The sequence below is a fragment of the Rhodoferax sp. GW821-FHT07F03 genome (assembly GCF_059418745.1).
The window spans coordinates 178,598-204,193 of the sequence record NZ_JBWKQM010000008.1 but is presented as its reverse complement, the minus strand read 5'-3'; the positions used below and the strand labels follow the sequence as shown (position 1 = coordinate 204,193).

The following is a 25,596-nucleotide window of genomic DNA, read 5'->3' as shown; positions in this document are numbered from 1 at the left end:
TATGCATATGCCGGGATAAACGTAACAACCCACGCATAATCCAGCCCTTGTCTAAAACCCAAGTCCACCTTGTGTGCGGCCCTTATTTCCTTTATTCCATGTCCTACAAGCGCCAATTCCTCCAAACCGTCGCCGCCCTGTCCGTGGGCCTGTTCCTCAGCGCTTGCCAAAAATCGGCGCCAGCGCCCGAAGCAGCCGCACCTGCCGCGCCCGCTGCCAGCAGCCCGGCACCCGCAGCCCGCGTGCTGACCGTAGGCACGGACCCCACCTACGCGCCGTTTGAATTCCAGAACGAAAAAGGCGATATCGTCGGCTTCGACATGGACGTGACCACCGCCGCCGCCAAGAAGGCCGGCCTGGAAGTCAAGTTCGTCAGCACGCCTTGGGAAGGCGCGTTCAACGCCCTGGCACAAGGCGATCGCGACGTGCTGGCATCGGCCATCACCATCACCGACGAACGCAAGCAGACCATGGACTTCTCGGAGCCCTACTTCGAAGCCAGCCAGCTGATTGCAGTGAGCGAATCCTCCAAGGTCGCCAAGCTGGACGACCTGAAGAAGAGCAAGATCGGCGTGCAGACATCCACCACCGGCGAGGAAGTCGTAGTCAAGCTGCTGGGCAAGACCAGCCCCAACATCAAGCGCTTTGAATCCACCCCCCTGGCCCTGGCCGAACTGGCGGCTGGCGGCGTAGATGCTGTAGTGGCCGACAACGGCGTGGTCATCCATTACCTGGCCAACAACCCCAACGCCAAGTTCAAGTCGGTCAGCGACGCCAGCTTCGCGCCCGAGTTCTATGGCCTGGCCTTCAAGAAGGGCAACACCGAATTGGCAAGCCAGTTCAACAAGGGTCTGGCCGACATCAAGGCCGACGGCAGCTACCAGAAGATTTACGAGCAGTACTTCAAGTCTGCCGCCAAGTAAGCGGGCAAAAATAGACAAGGAGGGCGCAGTGCAGTTTCGTTGGGAAATTCTGGCCGGCTACGGCCCCTTGTTCGCAGAAGGCCTGTGGATGACGGTGCAGCTCACCGTGCTGGCCACAGCAGCCGGCATGCTGCTGGGGGCGGCGGTCGGTCTGGTCAATACCAACAGCCTGCTACCGGCCAGCCCGCCCTGGCCGCTAGCCTGGTGCCTGAAACTGCTGCGCGCGCTGACCACCGCCTACGTCACCTTCTTTCGCGGTACGCCGCTGTTCGTGCAGATTCTGCTGGTGCACTTTGCGCTGATGCCGGTGCTGGTGCACCCGGACGGCGGTTGGCTGCTCAGCGGTGACGCGGCACGCGAGTTCCGGCAAAACCACGGCGCCTTTCTGTCTGGCGCCCTGGCGCTGACGCTGAACGCCGGGGCCTATATTTCAGAAATCTTCCGCGCCGGCATCCAGAGCATCCACACCGGCCAGACCGCAGCCGCGCAAAGCCTGGGCATGACGCCCTGGCAGAGCATGCGTTACATCGTCATGCCCCAGGCCTTTCGGCGTATGGTGCCTGCGCTGGTGAATGAAAGCGTGGCCTTGATCAAAGACACATCACTGGTGTCCGCCATCGGCCTGCTGGAGTTGGCCATGGCCGCCCGCACCGTGGCCGGCGCCTACTCCCGCTATTGGGAACCTTATCTGGCCATTTCGGCCATGTACCTGGTACTGACCTGGACCCTGTCGAAACTGGCCAAGAAACTTGAAGTGCCCGAGCATGCGCGCGGGCGCTGAACATACGCACACCACCATGCAAACCTCTCCCCTTGACGACTTCTTTGCCCGGCGCGCGCTGGTGATACTTGACGGCGCGCTGGCCACCGAGCTGGAGCGCCGCGGCGCCGACCTGAACGACCCGTTGTGGTCAGCCAAGCTGCTGATCGAAAAGCCCGAACTGATACGCCAGGTGCACCTGGACTACTTTGTGTCTGGCGCCGACGTGGCCACCACCTCCAGCTACCAGGCAACCTTTGAAGCCTTTGCCAAGCGCGGCTTCGACACGGCGGCCTCGGCCCAGTTGATGCGCGACTCGGTACGCCTGGCGGTGGAAGCACGCGACGCCTTCTGGGCCGAACCCGCAAACCGCGTGGGCCGCATCAAGCCGCTGATCGCTGCATCGGTCGGCCCCTATGGCGCCATGCTGGCCGATGGCTCGGAATACCGCGGCCACTACGGCCTGAGCGAAGAGCAGTTGATGGATTTCCACCGCCAGCGCCTGCAAGTGCTGGTGGAATCCGGCGCCGACCTGCTGGCCTGCGAAACCATTCCCTGCCTGGCCGAAGCCCGCGCCATTGCCCGCCTGCTGCCGGAATTCCCGGGCGCGGCGGCCTGGATCAGCTTCTCCTGCCGCGACGGCCTGCACACCAGCGAAGGCGAGCTGCTGGGCGACTGCGTAGCTGCGCTGGAAGACTTTGACCAGGTGGTCGCCGTAGGTGTGAACTGCACCGCCCCCGAGCACATTGCCTCGCTGGTGGACCAGATGCATGCGCGCACCCGAAAGCCCATCCTGGTGTACCCCAACTCGGGCGAGCACTACGACGCGGCCCATAAGCAGTGGCACGGCAACCCCAGCGCCTCGCACTTTGCCGAGCAGGCACGCGGCTGGCATGCGCGGGGCGCCCGCCTGATCGGCGGCTGTTGCCGCACCACGCCAGACGATATTGCCGCGGTACAACACTGGGCCGACACGGCCTTGCCCGCAGCCTCGTGAACCCACTCGCGGCGCTCTTGCTGGCCGCAGCGATGGGCTGCACGGCCACAAGCGCGCCCGCCGCGGACTTCGAGCAAATCCAGCGCATCAAGACAGAAGACGCCATACCCCGCTGGCGCGAAGCTGCCGCCCAGGCCAAGGCCCAGCACGATACAAGCTCCGACACCGCCGTCCTGGCCATCTGGCAAGCGCTGGACCAGCAAACCGACACCGCCACCGGCAAAGCCCCTTTGCAAGAGATCGTCGGCGCACTCGACACCGGCAATGCCAGCCAGTTGCTCGCCCATACCAGTTGGCTGCGCTGGCGCATCCTGTCGCAGAACGCAGACGCCCGCTACTCCTTTGCCTACGCCTACGAACTCAGCCATCTGCGCGACCAGGACGGCGACTTTGGCCAGGAAGCTGTCATCTTCTTCCTGCACGCCAAACTGGCGCTGACGCTGGACGGCAACCGCTGCACCGACCGCAGCAAGGCCGAGCATTTGATGGACTGGTACCCTGCGCAGGCCTATCTGCAGCCGCTGCTGGCCAAGATCGACCGCATGAACGCGCAAGACAAATCCATCGCCATGATGGAAGCCATCTCGCTGGAGGAAATGCGTGGCGAACGCCCGCCCATGCGCTGGCTTTGCCCCAGCGCCGACCCATCGGTAACACCGGCCGCCGATGCCGACGTGGACTTGCTGGGCACCCAGCCGCGCTTTGTGCGCGATGCGCGCTGGCGCAAATACCGCAGCGATCTGCTGGAACAGCTGACCCGCGTTGCCGCTCGCGACCTCTGAATATTCATAAGATTTATGGCTACAGCGCAGATAAAACCTGCGCAGACAGCTCTTAATTCAATAGCAAACCAGGAGCCCGAACCATGCGCACCTACCCTCTCCTGCTGGCCTGCGCAGCCATGGCCGTAGCGCTGTCCAGCGCTATGGGCCAGACCACGCCCCACGTTGCACCCCGTATCGCCCCTAGCAGCGCTCTCTGGAGCAGCGACCCGGTTTTTGCGTTTGACCTGCCAAAAAAGAAGGCTGTCAAAACCCGCCAGTCCCTCAGCGGTATCGCTTGCAGCTTGAATGCCGCACAGGAACGCGTATGCCTGATGGCGTTTGACGAAGGCGAGCAGGCGCGCTTTGCCAAACTTGGCAACAACAAGCTGCAGCCGCTGCCCGAGCCCATCGTGCTGCGCAGCGGCGATGACGAGCTGGACGCCGAGGGCGCCGCCACCGATGGCCAGTACTTCTACGTTACCGGCTCGCACTCGGCCAAGCGCTCCAGCTGCAAAAGCAACCCCGACAGCCGGCACGTGCTGCGCTTCCAACGCGACCCCGCCACCGGCCTGGCCCTGCGCACCGCCGATGGCAGCCTGGCCGGCTATGCCGACAGCGGCCACCTGTGGGACATCCTGCAGGCCCAGCCAGCCCTGGCAGCCCATGTGGGCGAACGCAAATGCCTGGGAGCCGAGCCACCGCCCGATGCACCCGGGCTGCAGGGCCAGCGCGGCATCAACATCGAAGGCCTGGCGGTACATGCTGGGCGCCTGTATTTCGGCTTCCGAGGGCCGGCCCAGGACGGCCAGGCCGGCGTGTTGGCAGTCGATGCGCAGACGCTGTTCCAGGGTGGCGATAGCCACCCTGCGCTCACACAGCTGGTGCTCGGCAGCGGCCTGGGCATACGCGACCTGCTGGCCGTCAGTGACGGATTTCTGGTCTTGGCCGGCCCGGACGACGACCCCAGCCACCAAAACAGCGTGGACTGGACCGTATCCTGGTGGGATGGCCAGCCCAACAGAAGCCCAGTGGCGCCCCGCGTGCTGGCCACACTGGACCTGCGCGCCGTCAAGCTGCGCAGTTGCGACAAGGAACTCAAGCCCGAAGCCATCACCCTGCTGGCCGAGACTCCACAGGCCTACCAACTGCTGGTGCTATCCGACGGCATGTGCGATGGCGGGCCGCTGACGTTCGACGTGCCGCGCTAGCTTGTGTTTAGGCCGGACTGAGCCGGTAGAGGCGCTCCGCCGTGCCCGCCCACACGGCCTGCGCTGAGGCCGGGTCCAGGCGCTGCAAAAGCTGCTCGCTGCAGGCCCCCCAGGCCGGGTAGTCTGCGGCCAGGTTCAGCACCGGCCAGTCGCTGCCCCACATCAGTCGCTGCGGGCCGAACAGCTCCAGCACCGTATCGACATAGGGGCTGAGCATGTCGGGCTGCCAGCCGGCGCCTACCTCGGTCACCAGGCCGGACAGCTTGCAGCAGACCTGGGGCAATTGCGCCAGCGCCGCCATGCCGTCACGCCATTGCGCAAACTCCATATGGCCCGGCCCACGCGCCACCACCGGCTTGGCGCAGTGGTCTATGACGATGGGCAGGGCCGGGTAGCGCTGGGCAAAACGCAGCAAGTGCGGCAAATGCGCGGTCATCACCAGGGCATCCAGCGACAGGCCCAGGCGCAGCATGGCTTGCACCGCCGCGTCAATGGGTGCGCTGGCGATCCAGCTGGCATCCGGCAGGTCCTGCAGCATGGGCCGCACGCCTTTGAATACGGGGTTGGCGGCCAGGCGCTCTAGCTCGGCCGGGGCACTGGCGGCTTGCATATCCACCCAGCCCACCACGCCCTGCACAAAACTGTGCTGCGCGGCCAGGGCCAACATGTAGTCGGTCTCAGCCACCGTGGGCGCTGCCTGGACCAGCACGGTGCGCGACACCTGCTGCTGGGCCAGCAATGGCTGCAAATCGGCCGGCTGGAAGTCGCGGTAGATGGGACCCAGTGCCGGGGTCAGCCAGCCGTAGTCGGGCCGCGCCAAGGTCCAGAAATGCTGGTGTGCATCAACCCTCATGCTGCAGCTCCAAACAAAGGCTTGGTGCCTGTATAAGGTGTGAGCGTGGCGGTGAATGCAGTCGTCATGGCAATGTCTTGGGCGGGGTTATTGGTCTAGTGGTAAGACCAATTTAAACGAATGACCGTATTGTTGATTTGGGGACTAGACCTGCCAACCGGGTATTCCCCAGGGACTTCATGGCCGGGCCGCGCAGCAGCTACACAACTTAGGGAAACAGGGCTCCAGCGCAGGTAATACCTGCGCCAGCAGCTACCATTTACATAGCAAGTCCAGTTAGTGCCAGACCTGCTGCGCCACCCGCAGCATATTGCCGCCTAGGACCAGCACGGTCTCGGCCGGCGTCATGCCCTGGTCTTGCAGCGCCTGGTCCAGCTGCTGCCAGGCGGACACCGGCACATAGCTGGCTCGGGTGATGGCACGGTCATAGCCTATGGACGCTGGCCACCAGTAGCTCGGGTCGTAGTCGCCAGGCGGGTCGTCGTTCAGCTCAGGCTGGCGAAAGCTGATGTCCAGCCCAATGCCAGCGTGCCGCACACCCGCCAGATTCGCCACATAAGCGGCATGCCGCGCCACGTCTTGCACCGATGGCGTCTGCGTACCCAGGAAGAAGGACACGCCGGACACGCACACCACACCGCCGGTGGCTGCGCAGGCACGTATCTGTTCGTCGGTGATATTGCGGCCATGCTCCACCAGGGCCAAGGGGTTGGCATGGCTGAAGATCACCGGCTGGCTGCTGGCCGCCATGATGTCCAGGCTGCAGCGCCGCCCGGTGTGCGAGCAGTCCATCAGCATGCCGGCCGCGTTCACCGCCTGCACCATGCGCAGGCCCAGCGGCGTCAGCCCGCGCTCCACATCGTGGCAGCCATCGGCCACGCTGTTGTTGCGGTTGTAGGCAAAGTGGATTTGGCGCACACCCAGGGCCGCGTATAGCGCCACCATCTCGGGCTGCTCCAGCAGCGGCATGGCGCCTTCCAGGTCGAAGCCTATGGCGATCTGGCCGCCGGCCTGGGCGCGCTGGATGTCGGCCACGCTGGCGGCTAGCCGGTAACGACCCGGCTGCGCGGCGATGCTGGCACGGAAGCCGGCCAGCACGGACATCACCTGGCTGAGCGGGTTCATGTCCATGCCGACGTTGATCGACACGTAGTGCACGCCGGCGGCGCGCAACTGCTCGATCGGTTCAAAACTGGCCTGCGGGTGCAAAGGCAAACAGGCGTGGGATTCCCAATGGATCATGCGGCAACTCCGGTTCGGCGAAAGCCGCTGGAGGCTTCCATCAGTTGGCGTGTATAGGGCTGGGTCACACGGCTGGCCGCCAGGTCGGCGGCGGACAGCATCTCCACCGTCTGGCCGCGCTGCATCACCATCAGCCGCTGACACAGGTGGGTGACCACCGCCAGGTCGTGGCTGACCATGATGAACGTCAAACCCCGGCGTGTGCGCAGGGCCTCCAGCAGGTTCAACACCTCGGCCTGCACGGACGCATCTAGCGCCGAGGTAGGTTCATCCAGCAGCAAAATCTGCGGCTCCAGTATCAGCGCCCGGGCAATGGCGATACGCTGGCGCTGCCCGCCCGACAACTGGTGCGGGAAGCGAAAACGAAAGCCCTGCCCCAGGCCCACATCGTCCAGCGCCTGCGCGATGCGCGCTTCGGCGTTGTTCATGCCGTGGATGGCCAGCGGCTCGGCCAGCAACCGGTCCACCGTGTGGCGCGGATGCAGCGAGCCATAGGGGTCCTGGAACACCATCTGCACGCTACGCCGGAATGCCTTGCTGCCCGGCTGTGGCAAGGTATCGGCACCCAGCAGCTGCACTGTGCCTGCGGCGCGCGGCGTCAGGCCACAGATGGCGCGCAGGACCGTGGACTTGCCCGAGCCGGACTCGCCCACGATGCCAAAGCTCTCGCCCGGCTGCACAGCAAAGCTGGTGTCCGCCACAGCCACAAAGCCATCAAAGACCACGCGCAGCTTGTCGACTTGCAGACCTATGGACGGGTTCATAGCGCCCACTCCGGCTTCCGGTCCAGCGTAGGTAATGGGTGGCGCTGGGCGCTCAGTTGCGGCAGGCAGTTCAGCAGGCCTTGTGTGTACGGGTGCGTGGCCTGCGCCAGGCCACCAGCGCTCAGTTCTTCCACCACGCGCCCCGCGTACATCACCAGAATGCGGTCGCAAAAGGTGGAGACCAGGCGCAGGTCGTGCGATATGAACACCAGGCCCATGCCGCGCTGGCGCACCAGGCCGTCCAGAATAGACAGCACCTGCAGCTGCACCGTCACATCCAGCGCCGAGGTGGGTTCGTCGGCAATCAGCAACTCGGGTTCGGCAATCAGCATCATGGCAATCATGGCGCGCTGGCCCATACCGCCCGACACCTCGTGGGGGTACAGGCGGTAGACCCGCTCGGGCTCGTCGATCTGCACCGCCTCCAGTGCGGCCAACGCCTTGTTACGTGCCTCGCCCCGGCTAACAGGGCTGTGGGCACGCAGAGTCTCCACAATCTGGTCCCCAATGCGCATCACCGGGTTAAGTGAAAACTTCGGGTCTTGCAGCACCATGGCAATGCGCCCGCCGCGCAACGCGCGCCGCTCTTTGGGTGAACATGCCAGCAAGTCTGTGCCATGGAAGGCCAGACGCTGAGCGGACACACGGCCCTGCGGTGCGGTCAAGCCCAGGATCGCCCTGCCCGTCTGCGATTTGCCCGAGCCCGATTCGCCCACAATGCCCAGGCGCTCGCGCCCCAGCGTGAAGGACACGCCCCGCACCACCTCAGCCCAGCCGCCGTCGCGGTTGGGGAAGGACACGCGCAGATCGTCCACCACCAAGACGGGATCGCTCATTTGTTGCCCTTTGGATCCAATGCGTCCCGCAAGCCATCACCCACCAAGTTGAAAGCCAGGCTGACCAGAAAGATAGCCGCCCCGGGTGCCGCCGCTACCCACCATTGGTCCAGCACATACTGGCGGCCATTGGCGATCATCGCCCCCCACTCGGGTGTGGGCGGCTGGGCGCCCAGGCCCAGAAAGCCCAGGCCGGCAGCGGTGAGGATGATGCCGGCCATGTCCAGCGTGACGCGCACGATCACCGACGACATGCACAACGGCATGATGTGGTGCAGCACGATGCGCCAGGGCGAGGCGCCTATCAAGCGCACTGCGGCGATGTAATCGGCCTGGCGGATGGTCAGGGTTTCGGCGCGGGCCATGCGCGCATACGGCGGCCAGGCCGTGATGGCAATGGCGATGATGGCATTCTCAATACCCGGGCCCAGCGCCGCGACAAAAGCCAGGGCCAGTATCAGCCGGGGAAAGGCCAAGAAAATGTCGGTGATGCGCATCAGCACCGCATCCACCATGCCGCCCGCATAGCCCGCCACCGTGCCCACCAGCAAGCCTATGGGCGCTGCCAGCACGGCCACCAACGCCACCACCTCCAGGGTGATGCGTGCGCCAAAAATCAGCCGCGACAGGATGTCACGCCCCTGGTCGTCCGTGCCCAGCCAGAACTGCGCGGACGGCGGCAGCAGGCGCATGGTACGCAGGTCGCCCACCGTGGGCGCATACGGCGCCAGCAACGGCGCGAATACGGCCACCAGCACCAGGGCCAGAATCGTCAGCAGGCCCAGTGCCGCAAGCCGGTTGTGCAGGAATACCCGCCAGGCGTGGTAGGCCCGGCCCCAGGCCGCCTGCTTGCGCGAGCTGGGTTGTTCACTCATCAGCCAGCCGTGCCAGCGTTGCAATAACTCCATCATCTACTCCGGGTGCGCGGGTCCAGCGTCTTGTAGAGCAGGTCCGACAGCAGGTTCAAGGCGATAAAGACCGAGCCCACCACCAGCGTGCCGCCCAGCACCGCGTTCATGTCGGCGTTCTGCAGCGAGTTGGTGATGTACAGGCCCAGGCCCGGCCAGGCAAAGACCGTTTCGGTCAGCACCGAGCCCTCCAGCAGCCCGGCGTACGAGAGTGTGATGACCGTTACCAGCGGCACGGCGGCATTGCGCAATGCATGGCGCCAGATGATGCGCGCCTCGGACAAGCCCTTGGCACGCGCCGCCACGATGTACTCTTGCGACAGCTCGTGCAACATGAAGGACCGCGTCATACGGCTGATATAGGCCAACGAGAAATAACCCAGCAGCGAGGCCGGTAGCACCAGATGCGACAGCACATTGGCAAATGCATCCCACTGCCCGGCCATGGCCGCGTCCAACAGCAACAGGCCCGAAACATTTTCCAGGGTGTACTCGAACGCCACGTCCACACGGCCCGGCCCACCGACCCAACCCAGCTTGGCGTAGAACAGCAGCAGGCCCATCAGCCCCAGCCAGAAGATAGGTACGGAATAGCCGACCAGGGCCATGACCCGCACCAGTTGGTCCACCAGACCGCCACGGCGCACCGCCGCCCACACGCCCAACGGCACGCCTATGCCGGCGCCCAACAGGATGCCCAGGGTGGCCAACTCCAGCGTAGCGGGGAATACATGGCGTATGTCCTGCATCACCGGGTTAGAGGTCAGCACCGAGATACCGAAGTCCCCATGCAGCACCTTGTCCATGTAGATGATGAACTGCTCCCACAGCGGCTTGTTCAGGCCCAGTTCTTCACGCACCCGGGCCACGGCGTCGCCCGAGGCATGGTCGCCCAGAATGACCAGCACCGGGTCGATGGGCATGACCCGGCCGATGAAAAAAGTAACCGCCAGCAGGCCCAGATAGGTCAGCACCATGGCCAACAAAAACCGACCTGCAGCACGTAGCCATAAGCTCAGCGATGTGCCCGCACCAGCGGACACTTGTTGAGGCGCGCGCAAACCGGCTAGCGCTTGCTAACGGTAAACATGTAGTTCGTGCCGAACGTCGGCCCCAGCTTGAAGCCCTGCACATTGCTGCGCACGTTCGCCACCTCGACCTGCTGGTACAACATGATGAAGGGGCTGGTCTTGCGGAACTCAGCCTGCATGTCTTCGTACATTTTCTTGCGCTTGCCAGTGTCACGCTCCAGCACGGCGGCATCTGCCATCTTGTCGAGTGCGGGCACCTCCCAGGCGTTTCGCCAGGCCAGAGTCTTGGACTTGGCGTCGTCGCTGTTGTCGGGGTTTTGCACAAAGGTAGCGTTGCTGTGCGGATCCCAGTAGTCGGCACCCCACTGGCCGATGTACATATCGTGGCTGCGGGCACGGTATTTGGTCAGCACCTGCTTGCCGTCGCCGGGGATGATTTCGACGTCAATACCGGCACGCTTGGCGGTTTGCTGGAAGGCTTCGGTAATGCCTTGCACCGGCTGCACGGTGCGCATGTCGATACTGACCTTGAAGCCATTGGGCAAGCCGGCTTTGGCCAGCAAAGCCTTGGCTTTGTCCACGTCCAGCTTGTAAGGCATGTCCTTGGCGGCGCCCAGCAGGCCGACGGGCATAAAGTTCTGGTCGACGACACCGATATTCTTGATGACGGTATCGCCAATCGCTGCATAGTCCACCAGCCATTTCAGGGCCTCGCGCACCTCAGGCTTGGCCAGGTTGGGGTTCTTCTGGTTCAGGCTGATGTAGTACACCGTACCCTTGGGAGACGAGGTGCTCTTGATGTCCTTGTTGCTAGCCACGGCGGCAATGTCTTGCGGCGACAGATTGCGCGCCATGTCCACGTCTCCCTTTTCCAGCAGCAGGCGCTGGGTCGAAGACTCCTTGATATGGCGGTACAGCACACGGGCCATCGGCGACTTGGGGCCGTAGTAGTTGTCGTTGCGCTCCAGCGCCACCACTTCATTGGCACGCCATTCGCGCAGCTTGAGCGGACCGGAGCCGGCGTAGTGGGTCTTGAGCCAGGCGTAGCCCATGTCGCCAGACACCTCGTTGGCCAGCACCAGCTTTTTATCGACCACGGAAGCCACGTCGGCGGTCAGACAGTTCAACACGAACGAAGGTGCATAGGCCTTGTCAACCTCCAGCGTCAGCGTGAGCGGACCGGTGGCCTTGATCTTGTCCTTGACGTTGCCTTTGTTGAAGCCAAACTGCCCCAGGATAAAGGCCGGCCCCTTGTCCAGGATGACCGCACGCTGGAAGGAAAAGGCCACGTCCTCGGCCGTCAAGGGGTTGCCAGAGGCGAACTTCAGCCCCGGTTTAAGCTCAAAACTGAAGGTTTTGCCATCCGCAGAAATGGTCCACGACTTGGCGATATCAGACACCAGCTTGGACGGGTCGCTCAGGTCCAGGCGCACCAGACGGTCATAGATGTTGTTGGCAACTTCGCTGGCGGAAATCTCAAACAGCTCCGCCGGGTCCATGGTGATGATGTCGTCGAAGGCAAACGCTACCACCAGGGTGTCTTTGGGCGTAGCGGCCATGGCCGTCCCGGCGACAACTGCGGAGGCGGCCAACGCGACCAGGGCGCGGCGGGACAGAAGAGGTATTGAAAGTCGCATCAGTCGTTTCTCCGGTTTAAAACAAGCTGGCAAACAAACCACATCCATGGTGCAAACACTACATCAACCCGAGCAAGAAGCGTGCTAACGCTTGCGCATCGGACTCATATCGCCGAGTGCCGCGCTGTCGATCAAGGCGTAATGGTCGGGTAGCGCATAGTGCCACCACTCGTGGTCTATGTGCTCAAAGCCGGCATCTCGCATGATCTTCAGCAACAACATGCGGTTGGCCTGCGCTTCCGGTGAAACCTGTTCGCTGAAATGGTGGGACTGCACAGTCATATCGTCAAAGCCCGTACCCATGTCCAGCTCGCGGCCTTGAGCATCCACCAGCGTCAGATCGATGGCCGTGCCGCGCGTGTGGTTGGAGCCGATCTGTGGGTCGGCCACGTAGGCCTGGTCGGGGGCGGACTCCCACAGCAATACCTGCGCCTCATGCGGGCGAAAGGCATCAAAAATCTTCAACCGGTAGCCGGCCTGCGCTGCCAGGTCTACCGCCTGGCGCAGGCAGCGCTCGGCATCACGGTGCAGCAGGCAATGGGGGAAGTCATAAATCGGCCGGCCAGCGATGTTGTTATGGCTGGCGTAGGCCAGCTCGATCACCACCCCGTGGGTTTCAGTGCGGACCGGTACAAGTGGATGGGGCATGGGCATGCAAACGCGTGTTCGGCAAAGTCGCCAGTTTATAGAAAACAAGGCACTGGCGCATATTGCGCCTGCACGAATAGCTACTTCTTTCATAGCAAATTCAGGCATGCAACATTAAACAAGTTATGAACCACTCACCCGATATCCAGATCGGCTCGCAGTACGCCGCCGAGCAATGCAGCCTTACCACCCGCACTACTGAGCGACCAATGAGAAAAGCCGCTAAGGATTGCTCCTTAGCGGCTTTTGTCGTTCGTAATGGTCGGTGTGAAAGGATTCGAACCTTCGACCCCTTGCACCCCATGCAAGTGCGCTACCAGGCTGCGCCACACACCGATCAAGCCTTGAATTATAGCCCGAATTCAGAGCACTTCTGAAAGCAGGTCACGAATTTCGAACAATTCTTGACGCACAGACAGCAGATGATGCGACACGAAATCATCTCCCTCCAAAGCAACCACGTCTTCCAATCGCTCAAACGACGATTCGGTTTCATCCAGGGCATCCAGCGCCGGCACATACTCGCGCAATTTGTCGCGGTCGCCACTAGCCCACTCCTGCAGCTTATTGCGGGCACCGCTGATAGTGAAGCCTTGGTCGTACAACAAGTCCCGAATACGCCGAATCATCAGCACCTCATGGTGTTGGTAATAGCGCCGATTGCCGCGACGCTTCATCGGACGCAACTGGGTGAATTCCTGCTCCCAGTAACGCAAAACATGCGGCTTGACACCGCATAGCTCGCCAACTTCACCGATGGTGAAGTAGCGTTTTGCGGGAATGCTAGGAAGTAAATTTCCCATGGGAATCAAGAGGATTGGATGGAGTGCAGGATCAATCCACAAGGTTAACCCAAGTCTCATGCCAAGGAAAAATAACTTTCAACGGGTCAGATACCGGCCGTGACAAATATCACATGCGCTAACCAGCCACGCCTGGGGCACGACTGTGTTTTAAACCGCCATCAACCCTGGATTTGCTCTTTGAGTTTGTGGCTGGCATGGAAGGTCACGACACGGCGGGCATCGATCGGAATTGCCTCTCCGGTGCGGGGATTGCGGCCAGGGCGAGGTGCCTTGGTACGAATTTGGAAGTTACCAAATCCGGAGATTTTGACGTCCGTGCCCTCAACCAGACTGGCATTGACCAAGTCAAAAAATGCATCCACCATGTCTTTCGACTCACGCTTGTTCAAACCGATCTGCTCGAACAGCAAATCGGCCAGTTGCGCCTTGGTCAGGGTCGGGGTTTCCAGGCTCTCTACCGCAATTTCCACGGCGTTCTCCAGTATGTCGTGTCGCGTCAAACCGATTTCATCAAGCACGCAAACGTGCGCCGCATTGGGTCGTCAACTGGGCCAGTACTGCCTGTACCGAAGCATCGATCTGCGCCTCGGTCAGCGTAGCGTCCGCACTGTTGAGAGTCAGGCGCAGGGCCACACTCTTTTCGCCTTGGGCCAGGCCACCAGCCGCCACCGGCTGGGCTTCAACACCCTTGGGCGTGGGCTTGGGACGGTAGATGTCGAACACCAGGGTGTCTCGCAGCAAACCGTTGGTTGCCGCCGCTTGCGCAGCTGTCAGCAAGGCCGCATGCGTCACAGCCTCGGCCACGATCACCGCAATATCACGCTCGACGGCCTGGAACTTGGCTACCGGCGCGAACACCGGTACGGGGCGTTGCAGCACTGCGTCCAAATCCAACTCAAACAGCATCGGCGCTTGCGCCAGCTCATAGCCTTGGCGCCACTGGGGATGCAATTCGCCAATAAAACCAATCGCCTGTCCATTGACCAGCACCCGCGCGCAACGGCCGGGATGCAAAGCCGGATGTTCAGCAGACTCGAACTGGGCCTGCAGCGGCGCCAGCAGCGCCTCTATATCGCCCTTCATGTCGAAGAAGTCGGCATCCTGCTCCCTACGCCCCCATTGCAGGCGGTCGGCCGCACCAAAGCTGATGCCGGCGACTCGCATGGGTTGGTGGAAGCCGGCGACGGTGGTGTCGGAGTTCACCGCATTGGCATCGCGCAGGAACACGCGGCCCAGCTCAAAGACACGCACCCGGCTGGCCTTGCGGTCCAGGTTGAACTTCAAAACCTGTAGCAAGGAACCCATGAGGGACGAGCGCATAACGCTCATTTGGCTTGCAATCGGATTCAGCAGCTGGATAGGATTCGGGTTGCCCGCCAGCTCCTTCTCCCAGCGCTCTTCGACGAAGCTGAAATTGATGGTTTCCTGGTAGCCCAAGCCGGCCAGCGCACGGCGCACGGCAAATGGACTGCGCTGCGATTCGGTACGGATCTTGGCGGTGATCGGCGCCAGCGGCGGCGTAGTCGGCAGCTGGTTGTAGCCCACCATGCGCACCACTTCTTCGATCAGGTCTTCTTCGATGGTCAGGTCGAAACGGTAGGACGGCGGTGTCACGGTCAGCACGCCATCGCCCTCCACCACCGGCAGCCCCAGGCGCTTCAATGCATCGGCGCACTGGGCTTGGGTCAGCGGCATGCCGATCACCTTGGCGGCACGCGCCACGCGCAAGGTAACGGGCTGAGCTTGGGGCAGATTCACCTGCACATCGTCCATCGGACCGGCTTCGCCGCCGCAGATGTCCAGAATCAGCTGGGTAATGCGCTCCAGATGCTCTACTGTCTGACTCGCATCCACACCCCGCTCGAAGCGATGCCCTGCGTCGGTAGAGAAGTTGTAGCGGCGCGAACGGCCTGCAATTGATTTGGGCCACCAGAAGGCGGCTTCAGCATAGATGTTGACCGTATCGTCCGACACGGCCGTGGCGTCACCACCCATGATGCCAGCCAGCGATTCGACCTGCTGATCGTCGGCTATCACGCCGACTTTTTCGTCGACGGTGACCGTGTTGCCGTTCAACAGCTTAAGCTGCTCGCCAGGCTGGCCCCAGCGCACATCGAGTCCGCCGTGGATCTTGTCCAAGTCGAAGATATGCGAAGGACGGCCCAGCTCGAACATCACGTAGTTCGAAATGTCTACCAAGGCAGTCACGCTGCGCTGGCCACAACGTGCCAGGCGATCCACCATCCACTGGGGCGTCTTGGCTTTGGGATTCACCTTGCGCACGATGCGGCCGGAAAAGCGGCCACACAGATCCGGGGCGCTGATCTTCACTGGCAGGCGGTCGGCATTCTTTGCGGCAACCGCAGGAAACTCAGGCTGCAGCAGTGGCGCACCGGTCAATGCGGCAACTTCACGTGCCACGCCATACACGCTCAGGCAATGCGCCAAATTCGGCGTGAGCTTGAGGGTGAACAAGGTGTCGTCCAGCGCCAGGTGCTCGCGGATGTTCTGGCCCAGCGGCGCATCGGCCGACAACTCCAGCAAGCCGCCATGGTCCTCGGACAGCTTGAGTTCGCGCGCCGAGCACAGCATGCCCTGGCTTTCGACACCGCGCAGCTTGCCGACCTTGATCAGGAAAGGTTTGCCGTCTTCACCGGGCGGCAATTCTGCACCGACCAGCGCACAGGGCACGCGGATACCGATGCGGGCATTCGGCGCACCGCAGACGATATTCAGCAGCTCGGCCTGGCCGACATCGACGGTGCAGACACGCAGGCGATCGGCATTCGGGTGCTGCTCGGCCGTCTTGATTTCACCGACGACGATGCCGATGAAGGGCGGCGCCACCGGTTTCAGTTCTTCGACTTCCAGCCCGGCCATGGTCAGGGTCTCGGCCAGTTGCTCGGTGGTCAGGTCGGGGTTGCAGAAGGCGCGCAACCAGGATTCAGGAAATTGCATGGTCTAGTTCTGCTGAAGGTTTATTGAAACTGGCTGAGGAAGCGGATATCGCCATCAAAGAACAGTCGCAAGTCGTTCACACCATAGCGCAGCATGGTCAGACGGTCGGGGCCCATGCCGAAGGCAAAGCCGATGTATTTCTCGGGGTCCAGGCCCATATTGCGCACCACATTCGGGTGCACCTGGCCAGAGCCGGCCACTTCCAGCCAACGGCCCGACAGCGGACCGCTCTGGAACTGGATGTCGATCTCGGCGCTGGGCTCGGTGAACGGGAAGAAGCTGGGGCGGAAGCGCAGCACCAGGTCGTCCGACTCGAAGAAGGTGCGGCAAAAGTCGGTGAAGACCACTTTCAGGTCTTTGAAGCTAACGTTCTCGCCGATCCACAGGCCTTCGCACTGGTGGAACATCGGCGAATGCGTGGCGTCGCTGTCGACGCGGTAGGTGCGGCCGGGCGCAATCACGCGGATCTCGGGCATGTTCTTCCCTGCATCGATGGCGGCGCGGTGTTTCTTCACATGCGTGACCGCATGGCGGATCTGCATCGGACTGGTGTGGGTGCGCAGCAGGTTCGGCGCGGTGGCGGTGCCGCCTTCGACGTAAAAGGTGTCGTGCATGGAACGCGCCGGATGGTCTTCGGGTGTGTTCAGTGCAGTGAAATTAAACCAGTCGGACTCGATCTCGGGGCCTTGGGCGACTTCAAAGCCCATGGAGCCGAAGATGGCCTCGATACGCTCCAGGGTTAGCGACACCGGGTGCAGACCACCCTGCCCACGCTGGCGGCCTGGCAGGCTCACGTCCAAGGCTTCGGCTTTCAATTGCAGGTCCAGCTCGGCATCGGCCAAGGCTTTACGGCGCGCCGTCAGCGCGGCTTCGATGGCCTGCTTGGCCAGATTGATCGAGGCGCCGCGTGATTTTTTTTCTTCTACGCTCAAAGCCCCCATGCCCTTCATCAACTCGGTGATGCGGCCGGATTTACCTAAAAACTGGGCCTTGGCATTCTCCAGATCGGCAGGCGTACTCGCCCCCTGAAAACTGGCTTGTGCGGCACTGACGATTGCGTCCAACTCGTTCATAACATCTCTTGTCTTGAAATGACAAAGGGCTAGTGCTTTTTCAAGCTCTAGCCCTTGTATTACTTGCACAGACCGCTATCCAAAGAATAGCAGCCCAGCGTGGGGAATCAAGCAGCCAGACGGGCCTTGACTTGCTCCACGATGCTGGCAAAAGCTGCCTTGTCGTGCACAGCGATATCGGACAGCACTTTGCGGTCGATCTCGATGGCCGCCTTCTTCAGGCCATTGGCGAACTGGCTGTAGGTCAGACCGCATTCACGCGCAGCGGCGTTGATACGGGCAATCCACAGCTGACGGAACACCCGCTTGCGGGTACGACGGTCACGGTAGGCATATTGCCCAGCCTTCATTACCGCTTCTTTGGCGATGCGGTAAACATTACCGCGGCGACCGCGGAAACCTTTTGCAAGGGCGAGAACTTTTTTGTGGCGGGCGCGAGCCGTTACACCACGTTTGACGCGAGGCATGTATTTACTCCTTGTTCGTCGTTAAATTAAATGCCACGGCCTGGCAGCATCTGTGCCATGTGACCCATATTGGTCTCATGCACGGTTGCAGTACCACGCAATTGGCGTTTATTTTTGGTGGTCTTCTTGGTCAAGATGTGACGTTTGAAGGCGTGACCGCGCTTGACGGTGCCACCTGGACGAACGCGGAACCGTTTCTTGGCCGCGCTCTTGGTCTTCATTTTGGGCATTTAAATGCTCCTTTTCATTGTGCTCGTGAGGCGCTGGGAACCGATCCCAGGCTTGTTGGCCCCGAGCCACTTCTTAGCGAAAAGCTTTCACCTTTCGCTTTTCAAAACGATGGAAAAACCACCGTTTTGGACAAAGAGGTTGCCCTCCTTGCAAACAGCCTACAGGTAAACCTGCAAACCGAATCTTTAAGATGCCGCCGCTGCCGGAGCAGTTGCAGCCTCCGCCACTGGCTTGCTGGAGCCTGGCTTTTTCTTGCCTGGCGCGATCATCATGATCATCTGACGGCCTTCCAACTTGGGGAATTGCTCAACGATGATCAAGTCCTGCAAATCCGTGCGAATACGTTGCAATAAAGCCATACCGATTTCCTGGTGGGTGATTTCTCGCCCCCGAAAACGCAAAGTGATCTTGCACTTGTCGCCATCGGCCAGAAAACGCTTGATATTGCGCAGCTTGATGTTGTAATCGCCATCATCGGTACCGGGACGGAACTTGACTTCCTTGATCTCGATAACCGTTTGCTTGGACTTCGCGTCTGCCGCCTTTTTCTGCTCTTGGTACTTGAACTTGCCATAGTCCATCAACCGGCAAACCGGTGGATTCGCTGTAGCAACAATTTCAACCAAGTCGACGTCGTACTCACCGGCAAGGCGCAAAGCCTCCATCAGACTAACAATACCCAATGGCTCGTTGTCTGGACCGGAGAGTCGTACTTCCGGCGCCATGATTTCACGGTTGAGACGGTGCTTGCGTTCTTCGCGGTGACGGCGGTCACGAAATTCAGTAGCGATGGCTTTAATCCTTCAAAATCAATGCTATAAATATTATAGCGACAACCGCAATCAGCGCGGGCGCTAAAGCTGCGTTCTATTAAAACTAAACTTTAGAGGCTATGTCATCTGCCACTTTGGACAGGAAGTCCTGGAGAGACATGACTCCGAGGTCAATATTGCCCCGGGCGCGCACTGCAACGGAACCAGCTTCTTTCTCCTTGTCTCCTATCACTAGGATATAGGGAAGCTTTTGTATCGAATGCTCGCGTATTTTACGCGTAATTTTTTCGTTACGCAGATCCAGTTGAACCCTAAGCCCTTGATTCTGCAGCATTTTGGCAATTTCACGACAGTATTCATCCTGAGACTCCGTGATATTCAGAATGGAAACCTGGATCGGCGCCAGCCATGTTGGCAACGCTCCGGCATGCTGCTCGATCAAAATTCCGATGAAACGCTCCAGACTACCCACGATCGCACGGTGCAGCATCACGGGGCGGTGGCGCGCGCCATCTTCGCCCACGTACTCGGCATCCAGACGCTCAGGCATATTGGGATCCACCTGCATCGTGCCGCACTGCCACTCGCGGCCAATCGCATCCTTCAGCGTGTATTCGATCTTAGGACCATAGAACGCACCTTCGCCCGCCGAAATTTGGAAGTCACAACCTGAGGCACGCAAGCCGGCCATCAAGGCGTTCTCGGCCTTGTCCCAACTTTCTTCGGAGCCAATGCGCTTCTCGGGTCGGGTCGCCAGCTTGTAAATGATGTCGGTGAAACCAAAATCCTTGTAGACCTTTTGCAGTAGCGTCGTGAAGGCCACACACTCGGCCTGGATCTGGTCTTCGGTACAAAAGATATGACCATCATCCTGCGTGAAGCCGCGTACGCGCATGATGCCGTGTAAGCCGCCCGACGGCTCGTTGCGGTGGCACTGACCAAATTCGCCAAAACGCAGCGGAAGGTCACGGTAGCTCTTGATGCCTTGCTTGAAGATCAGGATATGGCCTGGGCAGTTCATCGGCTTCAGCGCGTATTCACGCTTTTCCGACTCGGTTGTGAACATGTTTTCACGGTATTTGTCCCAATGCCCGGTCTTCTCCCACAGCGTCTTGTCGATGACCTGTGGACCCTTGACCTCCTGGTAACCGTTATCTTGGTAAACCTTGCGCATGTACTGCTCAACGCCCTGCCAGACAGTCCAGCCCTTGGGGTGCCAGAACACCAAGCCGGGTGCATGGTCGTCAATATGGAACAGGTCCAACTCGCGGCCCAACTTGCGGTGGTCACGCTTCTCGGCTTCTTCCAGCTGCGTCAGGTAATTTTGCAGCTCGTCCTTGGTAGCCCAGGCCGTACCGTAGACGCGCTGCAGCATTTCATTGTTGTGGTCACCGCGCCAGTAGGCACCGGCCAGCTTCATCAGCTTGAAGAACTTGAGTTTGCCCGTGCTAGGCACATGGGGGCCGCGGCACAAATCTTCAAACGCGCCTTCACGGTACAGCGACACATCCTCGTTTACTGGAATGCTGGCAATAATTTCGGCCTTGTAGTGCTCGCCCAGGCCCTTGAAATAAGCCACGGCCCCGTCTCGTGGCAAAACGCGGCGCACCACTGGCTCGTCCTTGGCCGCCAAAGCGGCCATCTTCTTCTCGATGGCTAGCAAGTCGTCGGGCGTGAACGGGCGTTTGTAAGAGAAGTCATAAAAGAAGCCATTTTCAATCACCGGCCCAATCGTGACCTGCGCATCCGGGAACAACTCCTTCACCGCATACGCCAACAAATGCGCTGTGGAGTGGCGAATCACCTCCAGCCCCTCAGAATCCTTGGCCGTGATGATCGCCAGAGGGCTGTTTTCCACGATTTGGTAGCTGGTGTCTACCACCTGATCATTGATCTTGCCTGCCAACGCCGCTTTGGCAAGACCAGTACCGATGGAGGCAGCCACTTCGGCCACAGTGACCGGACCAGGAAACTCACGGACGGAGCCATCGGGGAGCGTGATTTGGATCATAAGAATTGGATAGGTAATCGGAGAAACAGGAGTCACAGAAAGCAAAAAGCGCGGTTCACAGACCGCGCTTTTTCATATTGATAGCTCTTCGACGCCTAAGGCGCGCAGACTACGACCTTTAGGGGCTTTTAAAAATTACCGGTGTAGTTCGCAGAGCCATCATGAGAATGCTTTCAAAGAGCGTATGCCAACAAACATTAAGCCGCGTATCTTATTCTATCGAATACGGTGCCACAAGACAGAGACCGCCAAAACCGCTTACTGCTAGGCACCTGCCAGAATACGGTCAATGGCCGGAAAAACTTGCGCATCCAGGCTGGTTTTTTGCATGGCGGCCACTGCGTCCAGAATTTGGGCGGGACGACTTGCACCGATCAGCACCGAGCTCATACCCGGATGGCGCAGCACCCAAGCCAATGCCAGTTGCGCCAAACTACGACCTTGCTCCTGAGCGAGATGGTGCAACTGGCGAATCTGCGCCAAACGCTCAGGCGTCAAATGCTCTGGCCGTAAAAATCCACCCGAACGACCTGCCCGCGAATCCGCCGGAATTGCACCATCCAGATATCTGTCGGTCAACAGTCCCTGCGCCAGCGGAGAAAAAGCGATGCACCCAACGCCTTCGGCATCCAGGGTTTGCAGCAGCCCCTCTTCCACAGCACGGTTGAACATGTTGTAACGTGGCTGGTGAATCAAACAAGGAGCACCCATCTCGCGCAACATTCCAGCAGCGCGACGCGCCAGCTCCGCCGGGTAATTGGACACGGCCACATACAGCGCCTTGCCAGTACGTACCGCATGGGCCAGCGCACCCATGGTCTCTTCCAGGGGTGTATCGGGATCGGGCCGGTGGTGGTAGAAAATGTCCACATAGTCCAGTCCCATGCGCTTGAGGCTTTGGTCCAGACTGGCCAGCAAGTATTTGCGCGAGCCCCAGTCTCCGTAGGGGCCCGGCCACATGGTATAGCCGGCCTTGGTAGAGATCACCAATTCATCGCGGTAGCGCCCTAAATCGCTACGCAAAAGCTGGCCAAAGCACTCCTCCGCAGAGCCGGGTGGGGGACCGTAGTTGTTCGCCAAATCGAAATGGGTAATGCCATGGTCAAACGCACAACGCACGATGGCGCGCGCATTGTCCATGGCATCCACGCCACCAAAGTTATGCCACAAGCCCAGCGATACAGCGGACAACTTGAGCCCACTACGGCCGCAACGGCGATAAGGCACTTGCTCATAGCGGCGGGGGCTGGGTTGGTAGATAGGGCTCATGGTTTAAATTTTTAAGCGATGGCACCTGCGCCCGCACTCGGCAAGCACACGTAGACATCTCCCGGCAATCCGTTGGGAGAGCGGTAGTGCGCATCGACCACGACTCGCACCTGGGCCACCATAGCCTCGGGCAATAGCGCCACCACACAACCGCCAAAGCCACCACCGGTCATACGCGCCCCGCCATGCGCACCGATTGCGTCTTGTAGCAACTGAACAAGTTGGTCAATGGCAGGGACTGTGATCTCGAAATCATCACGCATGGATGCATGCGACTCGGCCATCAGCACGCCCATACGCCGCATATCTCCACGTGACAAGGCCTCGCAGGCGTCCAGCGTACGCTGGTTTTCGGTCACGATATGGCGAGCCCGGCGCAGCACCACGGGGTCTATTCCGACGCTGCGGGCATCCAGCATCTCGGGCGTGGCATCGCGCAGCGCCGGCACGCCAAAATGGGCGGCAGCAGCCTCGCATTGCTGACGGCGGATGTTGTAGGCGCTCTCCACCAGGCCGCGTTGCACGCGTGAATTGACGATCATCACCGCCACGCCGGGTGGCATGGGCACAGCACGGGCGTCCAGCGAGCGGCAGTCGATCAGCAGCGCATGGCCTGCCTGCCCGCGAGCTGAAATGAGCTGGTCCATGATGCCGCAATTGCAACCCACAAAGCGATTTTCAGCGCGCTGAGCGATCAAAGCCATATCCGTGGGTTGCAACTCCGTCCAGCCCTGCAGGCTCTTGAACGCCTGGGCCACGGCAACCTCCAGCGACGCAGACGAAGACAGTCCGGCGCCTTGGGGCACATCCCCAGACAGCGCCAAGTCTGCTCCCTGCAAAGCCAATCCATGCTCCTGCAAGTATTTGACGACGCCCCGCACATAGTTGGGCCAAAGCTCAGTGGCATGCGGCATGATGGGCGCGTCCAGACGGAACTGATCCACTGCGTTGCCATAGTCTGCCGCCACGACACGCACCAGGCCGTCGTTGCGCGGTGTAGCGGCGATGACCGTACCGTGGTTGATGGCACAGGGCAGGACGAAGCCGTCGTTGTAATCGGTATGCTCGCCGATCAAGTTGACGCGTCCTGGCGCCTGCACAAACAGTGTTGGGGCTGCGCCAAAGCTGCTTTCAAATGCTGTTGTCACAGCCGCTATCAAGGCGGAATTCATGGTTGCTTGCTCAAGTAATGGGTATCGGATACGGCACGCAGTTTTTCTGCGGCTTGCTCAGGTGTGAGATCGCGCTGCGCCTCGGCCAGCATTTCATAGCCCACCATGAACTTGCGCACAGAGGACGAACGCAAAAGTGGTGGATAAAAATGGGCGTGCAGCTGCCATGGCCGGGCATCAGAACCGTCAAACGGTGCTCCGTGCCAGCCCATGGAATAGGGAAACGAGCATTGGAACAAGTTGTCGTAGCGGCTGGTCAGTTTTTTCAAAGCCAAGGCCAGGTCTAGGCGATGGGCTGCATTCAGTTGCGGCAGTTGCTGCACTTCAAAGCGCGGCAATAGTAGCGTCTCGAACGGCCATGTTGCCCAGTACGGCACGACCGCCAACCAGTGCTCGGTTTGCACCACCGTACGCTCGCCCAGCTGTGCTTCGCGCTCGGCATAGTCCAATAGCAGTGCCCGTCCATGCTTCGCAAAGTAGTGCCGCTGCTGCGTATCTTCCTTCAAGGCTTCGTTGGGTAAAAAGCTGCTGGCCCACACCTGCCCATGGGGATGCGGGTTGGAGCAACCCATGGCAGCCCCCTTGTTTTCAAACACCTGCACCCAGGGATAGGTCGCCCCCAAGTCTTCGCTCTGTTCAGCCCAAGTGCCGATGACATGGCCTATTGACTCCAGCGACAGCTCGGGCAAGGTCTTGCTGTGGTCGGGCGAAAAACATATCACACGGCTGGTCCCGCGTGCCGACATGCTCGTGAACAACGCATCGGTGGCTGGCGGTGCATCGGGTACTTCTTGCATCAACGCTGCGTAATCGTTGGTGAACACATAGGTATGCGTATAGGCCGGATTGTGTTCGCCGGTGACGCGGGCATTGCCAGCACACAGATAGCACTGAGCGTCATAGGCCGGGCGCTCTGCCGTATCGGGAGCCTCTTGCTGCCCCTGCCAAGGTCGCTTGGATCGGTGTGGAGACACCAATACCCACTGGTCAGTCAAGGGGTTATAGCGGCGGTGGGAATGGTCGTTGCGGTCAAACATGGAATGAAACGAAATAGAATGCCTGGAGCCGATTAATCATCATACAAATGCAATGCTGTGCACAGTGTAGCGCGCCGCACCATCACTCCATCTGAGGGTAAACGCGTTCAGCACGAGGCAGTGGCATGATCAGACACCATGCACGATACCCCCCCTACCCTTTTGCATCTCCGCAGCCACGACGGCCTGAACCTGACTCTCATGGACCTGGGCGCAACCTGGCTGTCCTGCCAGGTTCCACTGTCCAATGGGACCCGCCGCGAAGTTTTGCTCGGCTGCCCCAGTCCTGCAGCATACGCACAACAAACCGCCTATCTTGGCGCCACGATTGGCCGGTATGCCAATCGTCTTGGCCAAGCCCGCATCACCCACGCGGGCCAAGTCACCCCCGTCACACCGAATGCCGGGTCTCCACATCAGTTGCACGGTGGACCGGAAGGTTTTGACAAGCGCCGCTGGACAATTGCATCAAGCAGCGACACCGAGGTGCGCTTCACCCTGGAATCTGCCGATGGAGACCAAGGCTTTCCTGGTGAACTGCAAACACAGGTCGTCGTACGCCTGACGGAGGCCCTCGGCATCGACATGGAGTTCGAAGCACGTGTCACCGCGCCCAGTCCGGTGTGCCTCACCAATCACAGCTACTTCAATCTGGACGCCGCACCTGGCGATGCGCGGGCGCACAAACTGTCTATCGCTGCCACCCAATACCTGCCCGTAGACAAGGAGTTGATTCCCCTCGGGCATTTGGCATCGGTACAAGACACCGGTTTCGATTTTCGCCAGCCCAAAACTCTGGCGCAGGACTGGCTCAAGGATGAGCAGCAAGCAGCTGGCGCAGGCTATGACCACGCGTTTTTGCTCGATCCAGCATGCGCTCATATGCAGGTACCAGCTGCCGTACTACAGGCCAGTGACGGCCTTTTGAGCATGCGCGTGCACACCACCCTGCCCTCATTGCAGATGTATGCCGGGCAGTTTCTGACCGGCGTGCCGGCCCGGGAAGGTGGTGCGTACGCCGCATGTGCCGGCATCGCACTGGAGCCGCAGTTCCTGCCCGACAGCCCAAACCACCCAGAGTGGCCCCAGCCTTCTTGCTGGCTATTGCCTGGGCAGGTCTATCGGCACAGCATCCACTACCGATTCTCTGCCCGCTGATTGCCCCATTCGCCCCCGCGGGTCCGACAGCGTAGCGGGGTAATTTCCTACACAGGCAGCCGGTCTAGAC

General features: G+C 60.7%; 25 protein-coding genes and 1 tRNA gene. 6 read left to right on the top strand and 20 right to left on the bottom strand.

Annotated elements, in window-relative coordinates:
• Positions 1-98: 98 nt before the first annotated feature.
• The 5 genes from AC07R0_RS14125 (at position 99) to AC07R0_RS14105 (ending at position 4,652) form a co-directional block, all read left to right on the top strand.
• Entirely contained in the window at positions 99-923 is an 825-nt protein-coding gene (locus AC07R0_RS14125; protein WP_495074365.1) for a basic amino acid ABC transporter substrate-binding protein, read from the top strand.
• A 28-nt stretch (positions 924-951) separates the two neighbouring features.
• The gene (locus AC07R0_RS14120; protein ID WP_495074366.1) at positions 952-1,704 is read left to right on the top strand and encodes an amino acid ABC transporter permease; all 753 of its coding nucleotides are present in this window, start codon (positions 952-954) and stop codon (positions 1,702-1,704) included.
• A gap of 16 nt (positions 1,705-1,720) precedes the next feature.
• Entirely contained in the window at positions 1,721-2,680 is a 960-nt protein-coding gene (gene mmuM, locus AC07R0_RS14115; protein WP_495105285.1) for a homocysteine S-methyltransferase, read from the top strand.
• Positions 2,677-3,462, top strand: a complete 786-nt coding sequence (locus tag AC07R0_RS14110; protein ID WP_495105284.1) for a hypothetical protein — start codon at positions 2,677-2,679, stop codon at positions 3,460-3,462. Before mmuM ends, AC07R0_RS14110 begins: the two co-directional genes overlap by 4 nt.
• An 83-nt stretch (positions 3,463-3,545) precedes the next feature.
• Positions 3,546-4,652 carry a DUF3616 domain-containing protein gene (locus AC07R0_RS14105; protein WP_495105283.1) on the top strand — a complete coding sequence of 369 codons (1,107 nt, stop codon included), beginning with the start codon at positions 3,546-3,548 and terminating at the stop codon, positions 4,650-4,652.
• A gap of 7 nt (positions 4,653-4,659) precedes the next feature.
• On the opposite strand, the gene AC07R0_RS14100 is transcribed toward AC07R0_RS14105, so the two are convergent.
• The 20 genes from AC07R0_RS14100 to AC07R0_RS14005 form a co-directional block, all read right to left on the bottom strand.
• Positions 4,660-5,505: an amidohydrolase family protein gene (locus AC07R0_RS14100; protein WP_495105282.1), complete on the bottom strand. Its 846-nt coding sequence runs from the start codon at positions 5,503-5,505 to the stop codon at positions 4,660-4,662.
• Between the two features lie 276 nt (positions 5,506-5,781).
• Positions 5,782-6,747 carry a dipeptidase gene (locus tag AC07R0_RS14095; RefSeq protein WP_495105281.1) on the bottom strand — a complete coding sequence of 322 codons (966 nt, stop codon included), beginning with the start codon at positions 6,745-6,747 and terminating at the stop codon, positions 5,782-5,784.
• Positions 6,744-7,511 carry an ABC transporter ATP-binding protein gene (locus AC07R0_RS14090; RefSeq protein ID WP_495105280.1) on the bottom strand — a complete coding sequence of 256 codons (768 nt, stop codon included), beginning with the start codon at positions 7,509-7,511 and terminating at the stop codon, positions 6,744-6,746. Before AC07R0_RS14090 ends, AC07R0_RS14095 begins: the two co-directional genes overlap by 4 nt.
• The gene (locus tag AC07R0_RS14085) at positions 7,508-8,347 is read right to left on the bottom strand and encodes an ABC transporter ATP-binding protein (protein ID WP_495105279.1); all 840 of its coding nucleotides are present in this window, start codon (positions 8,345-8,347) and stop codon (positions 7,508-7,510) included. The genes AC07R0_RS14090 and AC07R0_RS14085 overlap by 4 nt, the downstream gene beginning before the upstream one ends.
• Complete coding sequence (gene nikC / locus AC07R0_RS14080) at positions 8,344-9,258, bottom strand: nickel transporter permease (protein ID WP_495105278.1); 915 nt, start codon at positions 9,256-9,258, stop codon at positions 8,344-8,346. Before nikC ends, AC07R0_RS14085 begins: the two co-directional genes overlap by 4 nt.
• Positions 9,255-10,232 carry an ABC transporter permease gene (locus AC07R0_RS14075; RefSeq protein ID WP_495074375.1) on the bottom strand — a complete coding sequence of 326 codons (978 nt, stop codon included), beginning with the start codon at positions 10,230-10,232 and terminating at the stop codon, positions 9,255-9,257. The genes nikC and AC07R0_RS14075 overlap by 4 nt, the downstream gene beginning before the upstream one ends.
• 89 nt (positions 10,233-10,321) lie before the next feature.
• Complete coding sequence (locus tag AC07R0_RS14070) at positions 10,322-11,923, bottom strand: ABC transporter substrate-binding protein (RefSeq protein ID WP_495105277.1); 1,602 nt, start codon at positions 11,921-11,923, stop codon at positions 10,322-10,324.
• An 84-nt stretch (positions 11,924-12,007) separates the two neighbouring features.
• Positions 12,008-12,577, bottom strand: coding sequence for a D-alanyl-D-alanine dipeptidase (gene ddpX / locus AC07R0_RS14065; protein WP_495074377.1), 570 nt, complete (start codon positions 12,575-12,577; stop codon positions 12,008-12,010).
• Between the two features lie 253 nt (positions 12,578-12,830).
• Positions 12,831-12,907: transfer RNA gene (locus tag AC07R0_RS14060), tRNA-Pro, on the bottom strand.
• A gap of 26 nt (positions 12,908-12,933) precedes the next feature.
• Complete coding sequence (locus tag AC07R0_RS14055) at positions 12,934-13,374, bottom strand: MerR family transcriptional regulator (protein ID WP_495105276.1); 441 nt, start codon at positions 13,372-13,374, stop codon at positions 12,934-12,936.
• 161 nt (positions 13,375-13,535) lie between these two features.
• The gene (locus AC07R0_RS14050; protein ID WP_495074715.1) at positions 13,536-13,847 is read right to left on the bottom strand and encodes an integration host factor subunit alpha; all 312 of its coding nucleotides are present in this window, start codon (positions 13,845-13,847) and stop codon (positions 13,536-13,538) included.
• Positions 13,848-13,887: 40 nt separating this feature from the next.
• Complete coding sequence (pheT, locus tag AC07R0_RS14045) at positions 13,888-16,335, bottom strand: phenylalanine--tRNA ligase subunit beta (protein WP_495105275.1); 2,448 nt, start codon at positions 16,333-16,335, stop codon at positions 13,888-13,890.
• A gap of 20 nt (positions 16,336-16,355) precedes the next feature.
• A complete protein-coding gene (gene pheS / locus AC07R0_RS14040; protein ID WP_495105274.1) occupies positions 16,356-17,408 on the bottom strand; it encodes a phenylalanine--tRNA ligase subunit alpha in 1,053 nt (350 codons plus the stop codon).
• Positions 17,409-17,515: 107 nt separating this feature from the next.
• On the bottom strand, positions 17,516-17,875 hold the full coding sequence (rplT, locus tag AC07R0_RS14035; RefSeq protein WP_092758774.1) for a 50S ribosomal protein L20: 360 nt from the start codon (positions 17,873-17,875) through the stop codon (positions 17,516-17,518).
• A 26-nt stretch (positions 17,876-17,901) separates the two neighbouring features.
• A complete protein-coding gene (gene rpmI / locus AC07R0_RS14030; protein WP_092758776.1) occupies positions 17,902-18,105 on the bottom strand; it encodes a 50S ribosomal protein L35 in 204 nt (67 codons plus the stop codon).
• Positions 18,106-18,291: 186 nt separating this feature from the next.
• Complete coding sequence (infC, locus tag AC07R0_RS14025) at positions 18,292-18,906, bottom strand: translation initiation factor IF-3 (RefSeq protein WP_495098200.1); 615 nt, start codon at positions 18,904-18,906, stop codon at positions 18,292-18,294.
• A gap of 76 nt (positions 18,907-18,982) precedes the next feature.
• Entirely contained in the window at positions 18,983-20,890 is a 1,908-nt protein-coding gene (gene thrS / locus AC07R0_RS14020; protein WP_495105273.1) for a threonine--tRNA ligase, read from the bottom strand.
• A 264-nt stretch (positions 20,891-21,154) separates the two neighbouring features.
• Positions 21,155-22,159: an L-glyceraldehyde 3-phosphate reductase gene (mgrA, locus tag AC07R0_RS14015; protein WP_495105272.1), complete on the bottom strand. Its 1,005-nt coding sequence runs from the start codon at positions 22,157-22,159 to the stop codon at positions 21,155-21,157.
• Between the two features lie 11 nt (positions 22,160-22,170).
• On the bottom strand, positions 22,171-23,331 hold the full coding sequence (gene galK, locus AC07R0_RS14010) for a galactokinase (RefSeq protein WP_495105271.1): 1,161 nt from the start codon (positions 23,329-23,331) through the stop codon (positions 22,171-22,173).
• On the bottom strand, positions 23,328-24,368 hold the full coding sequence (locus tag AC07R0_RS14005; protein ID WP_495105270.1) for a UDP-glucose--hexose-1-phosphate uridylyltransferase: 1,041 nt from the start codon (positions 24,366-24,368) through the stop codon (positions 23,328-23,330). Before AC07R0_RS14005 ends, galK begins: the two co-directional genes overlap by 4 nt.
• Before the next feature lie 138 nt (positions 24,369-24,506).
• On the opposite strand from AC07R0_RS14005, the gene AC07R0_RS14000 reads away from it, so the two are divergent.
• A complete protein-coding gene (locus AC07R0_RS14000; RefSeq protein WP_495105269.1) occupies positions 24,507-25,526 on the top strand; it encodes a galactose-1-epimerase in 1,020 nt (339 codons plus the stop codon).
• The last annotated feature ends 70 nt before the right edge of the window (positions 25,527-25,596 follow it).

What these genes read in the sequence shown, in the direction of transcription:
- AC07R0_RS14125 (WP_495074365.1), top strand. Translation starts at nt 99, where the DNA reads ATGTCCTACAAGCGCCAATTCCTCCAAACCGTCGCCGCCCTGTCCGTG.
- mmuM (WP_495105285.1), top strand. Translation starts at nt 1,721, where the DNA reads ATGCAAACCTCTCCCCTTGACGACTTCTTTGCCCGGCGCGCGCTGGTG.
- AC07R0_RS14105 (WP_495105283.1), top strand. Translation starts at nt 3,546, where the DNA reads ATGCGCACCTACCCTCTCCTGCTGGCCTGCGCAGCCATGGCCGTAGCG.
- AC07R0_RS14100 (WP_495105282.1), bottom strand. Translation starts at nt 5,505, where the DNA reads ATGAGGGTTGATGCACACCAGCATTTCTGGACCTTGGCGCGGCCCGAC.
- AC07R0_RS14095 (WP_495105281.1), bottom strand. Translation starts at nt 6,747, where the DNA reads ATGATCCATTGGGAATCCCACGCCTGTTTGCCTTTGCACCCGCAGGCC.
- AC07R0_RS14090 (WP_495105280.1), bottom strand. Translation starts at nt 7,511, where the DNA reads ATGAACCCGTCCATAGGTCTGCAAGTCGACAAGCTGCGCGTGGTCTTT.
- AC07R0_RS14085 (WP_495105279.1), bottom strand. Translation starts at nt 8,347, where the DNA reads ATGAGCGATCCCGTCTTGGTGGTGGACGATCTGCGCGTGTCCTTCCCC.
- nikC (WP_495105278.1), bottom strand. Translation starts at nt 9,258, where the DNA reads ATGATGGAGTTATTGCAACGCTGGCACGGCTGGCTGATGAGTGAACAA.
- AC07R0_RS14075 (WP_495074375.1), bottom strand. Translation starts at nt 10,232, where the DNA reads ATGGTGCTGACCTATCTGGGCCTGCTGGCGGTTACTTTTTTCATCGGC.
- AC07R0_RS14070 (WP_495105277.1), bottom strand. Translation starts at nt 11,923, where the DNA reads ATGCGACTTTCAATACCTCTTCTGTCCCGCCGCGCCCTGGTCGCGTTG.
- ddpX (WP_495074377.1), bottom strand. Translation starts at nt 12,577, where the DNA reads ATGCCCATGCCCCATCCACTTGTACCGGTCCGCACTGAAACCCACGGG.
- AC07R0_RS14055 (WP_495105276.1), bottom strand. Translation starts at nt 13,374, where the DNA reads ATGGGAAATTTACTTCCTAGCATTCCCGCAAAACGCTACTTCACCATC.
- pheT (WP_495105275.1), bottom strand. Translation starts at nt 16,335, where the DNA reads ATGCAATTTCCTGAATCCTGGTTGCGCGCCTTCTGCAACCCCGACCTG.
- pheS (WP_495105274.1), bottom strand. Translation starts at nt 17,408, where the DNA reads ATGAACGAGTTGGACGCAATCGTCAGTGCCGCACAAGCCAGTTTTCAG.
- rplT (WP_092758774.1), bottom strand. Translation starts at nt 17,875, where the DNA reads ATGCCTCGCGTCAAACGTGGTGTAACGGCTCGCGCCCGCCACAAAAAA.
- rpmI (WP_092758776.1), bottom strand. Translation starts at nt 18,105, where the DNA reads ATGCCCAAAATGAAGACCAAGAGCGCGGCCAAGAAACGGTTCCGCGTT.
- thrS (WP_495105273.1), bottom strand. Translation starts at nt 20,890, where the DNA reads ATGATCCAAATCACGCTCCCCGATGGCTCCGTCCGTGAGTTTCCTGGT.
- mgrA (WP_495105272.1), bottom strand. Translation starts at nt 22,159, where the DNA reads ATGAGCCCTATCTACCAACCCAGCCCCCGCCGCTATGAGCAAGTGCCT.
- galK (WP_495105271.1), bottom strand. Translation starts at nt 23,331, where the DNA reads ATGAATTCCGCCTTGATAGCGGCTGTGACAACAGCATTTGAAAGCAGC.
- AC07R0_RS14005 (WP_495105270.1), bottom strand. Translation starts at nt 24,368, where the DNA reads ATGTTTGACCGCAACGACCATTCCCACCGCCGCTATAACCCCTTGACT.
- AC07R0_RS14000 (WP_495105269.1), top strand. Translation starts at nt 24,507, where the DNA reads ATGCACGATACCCCCCCTACCCTTTTGCATCTCCGCAGCCACGACGGC.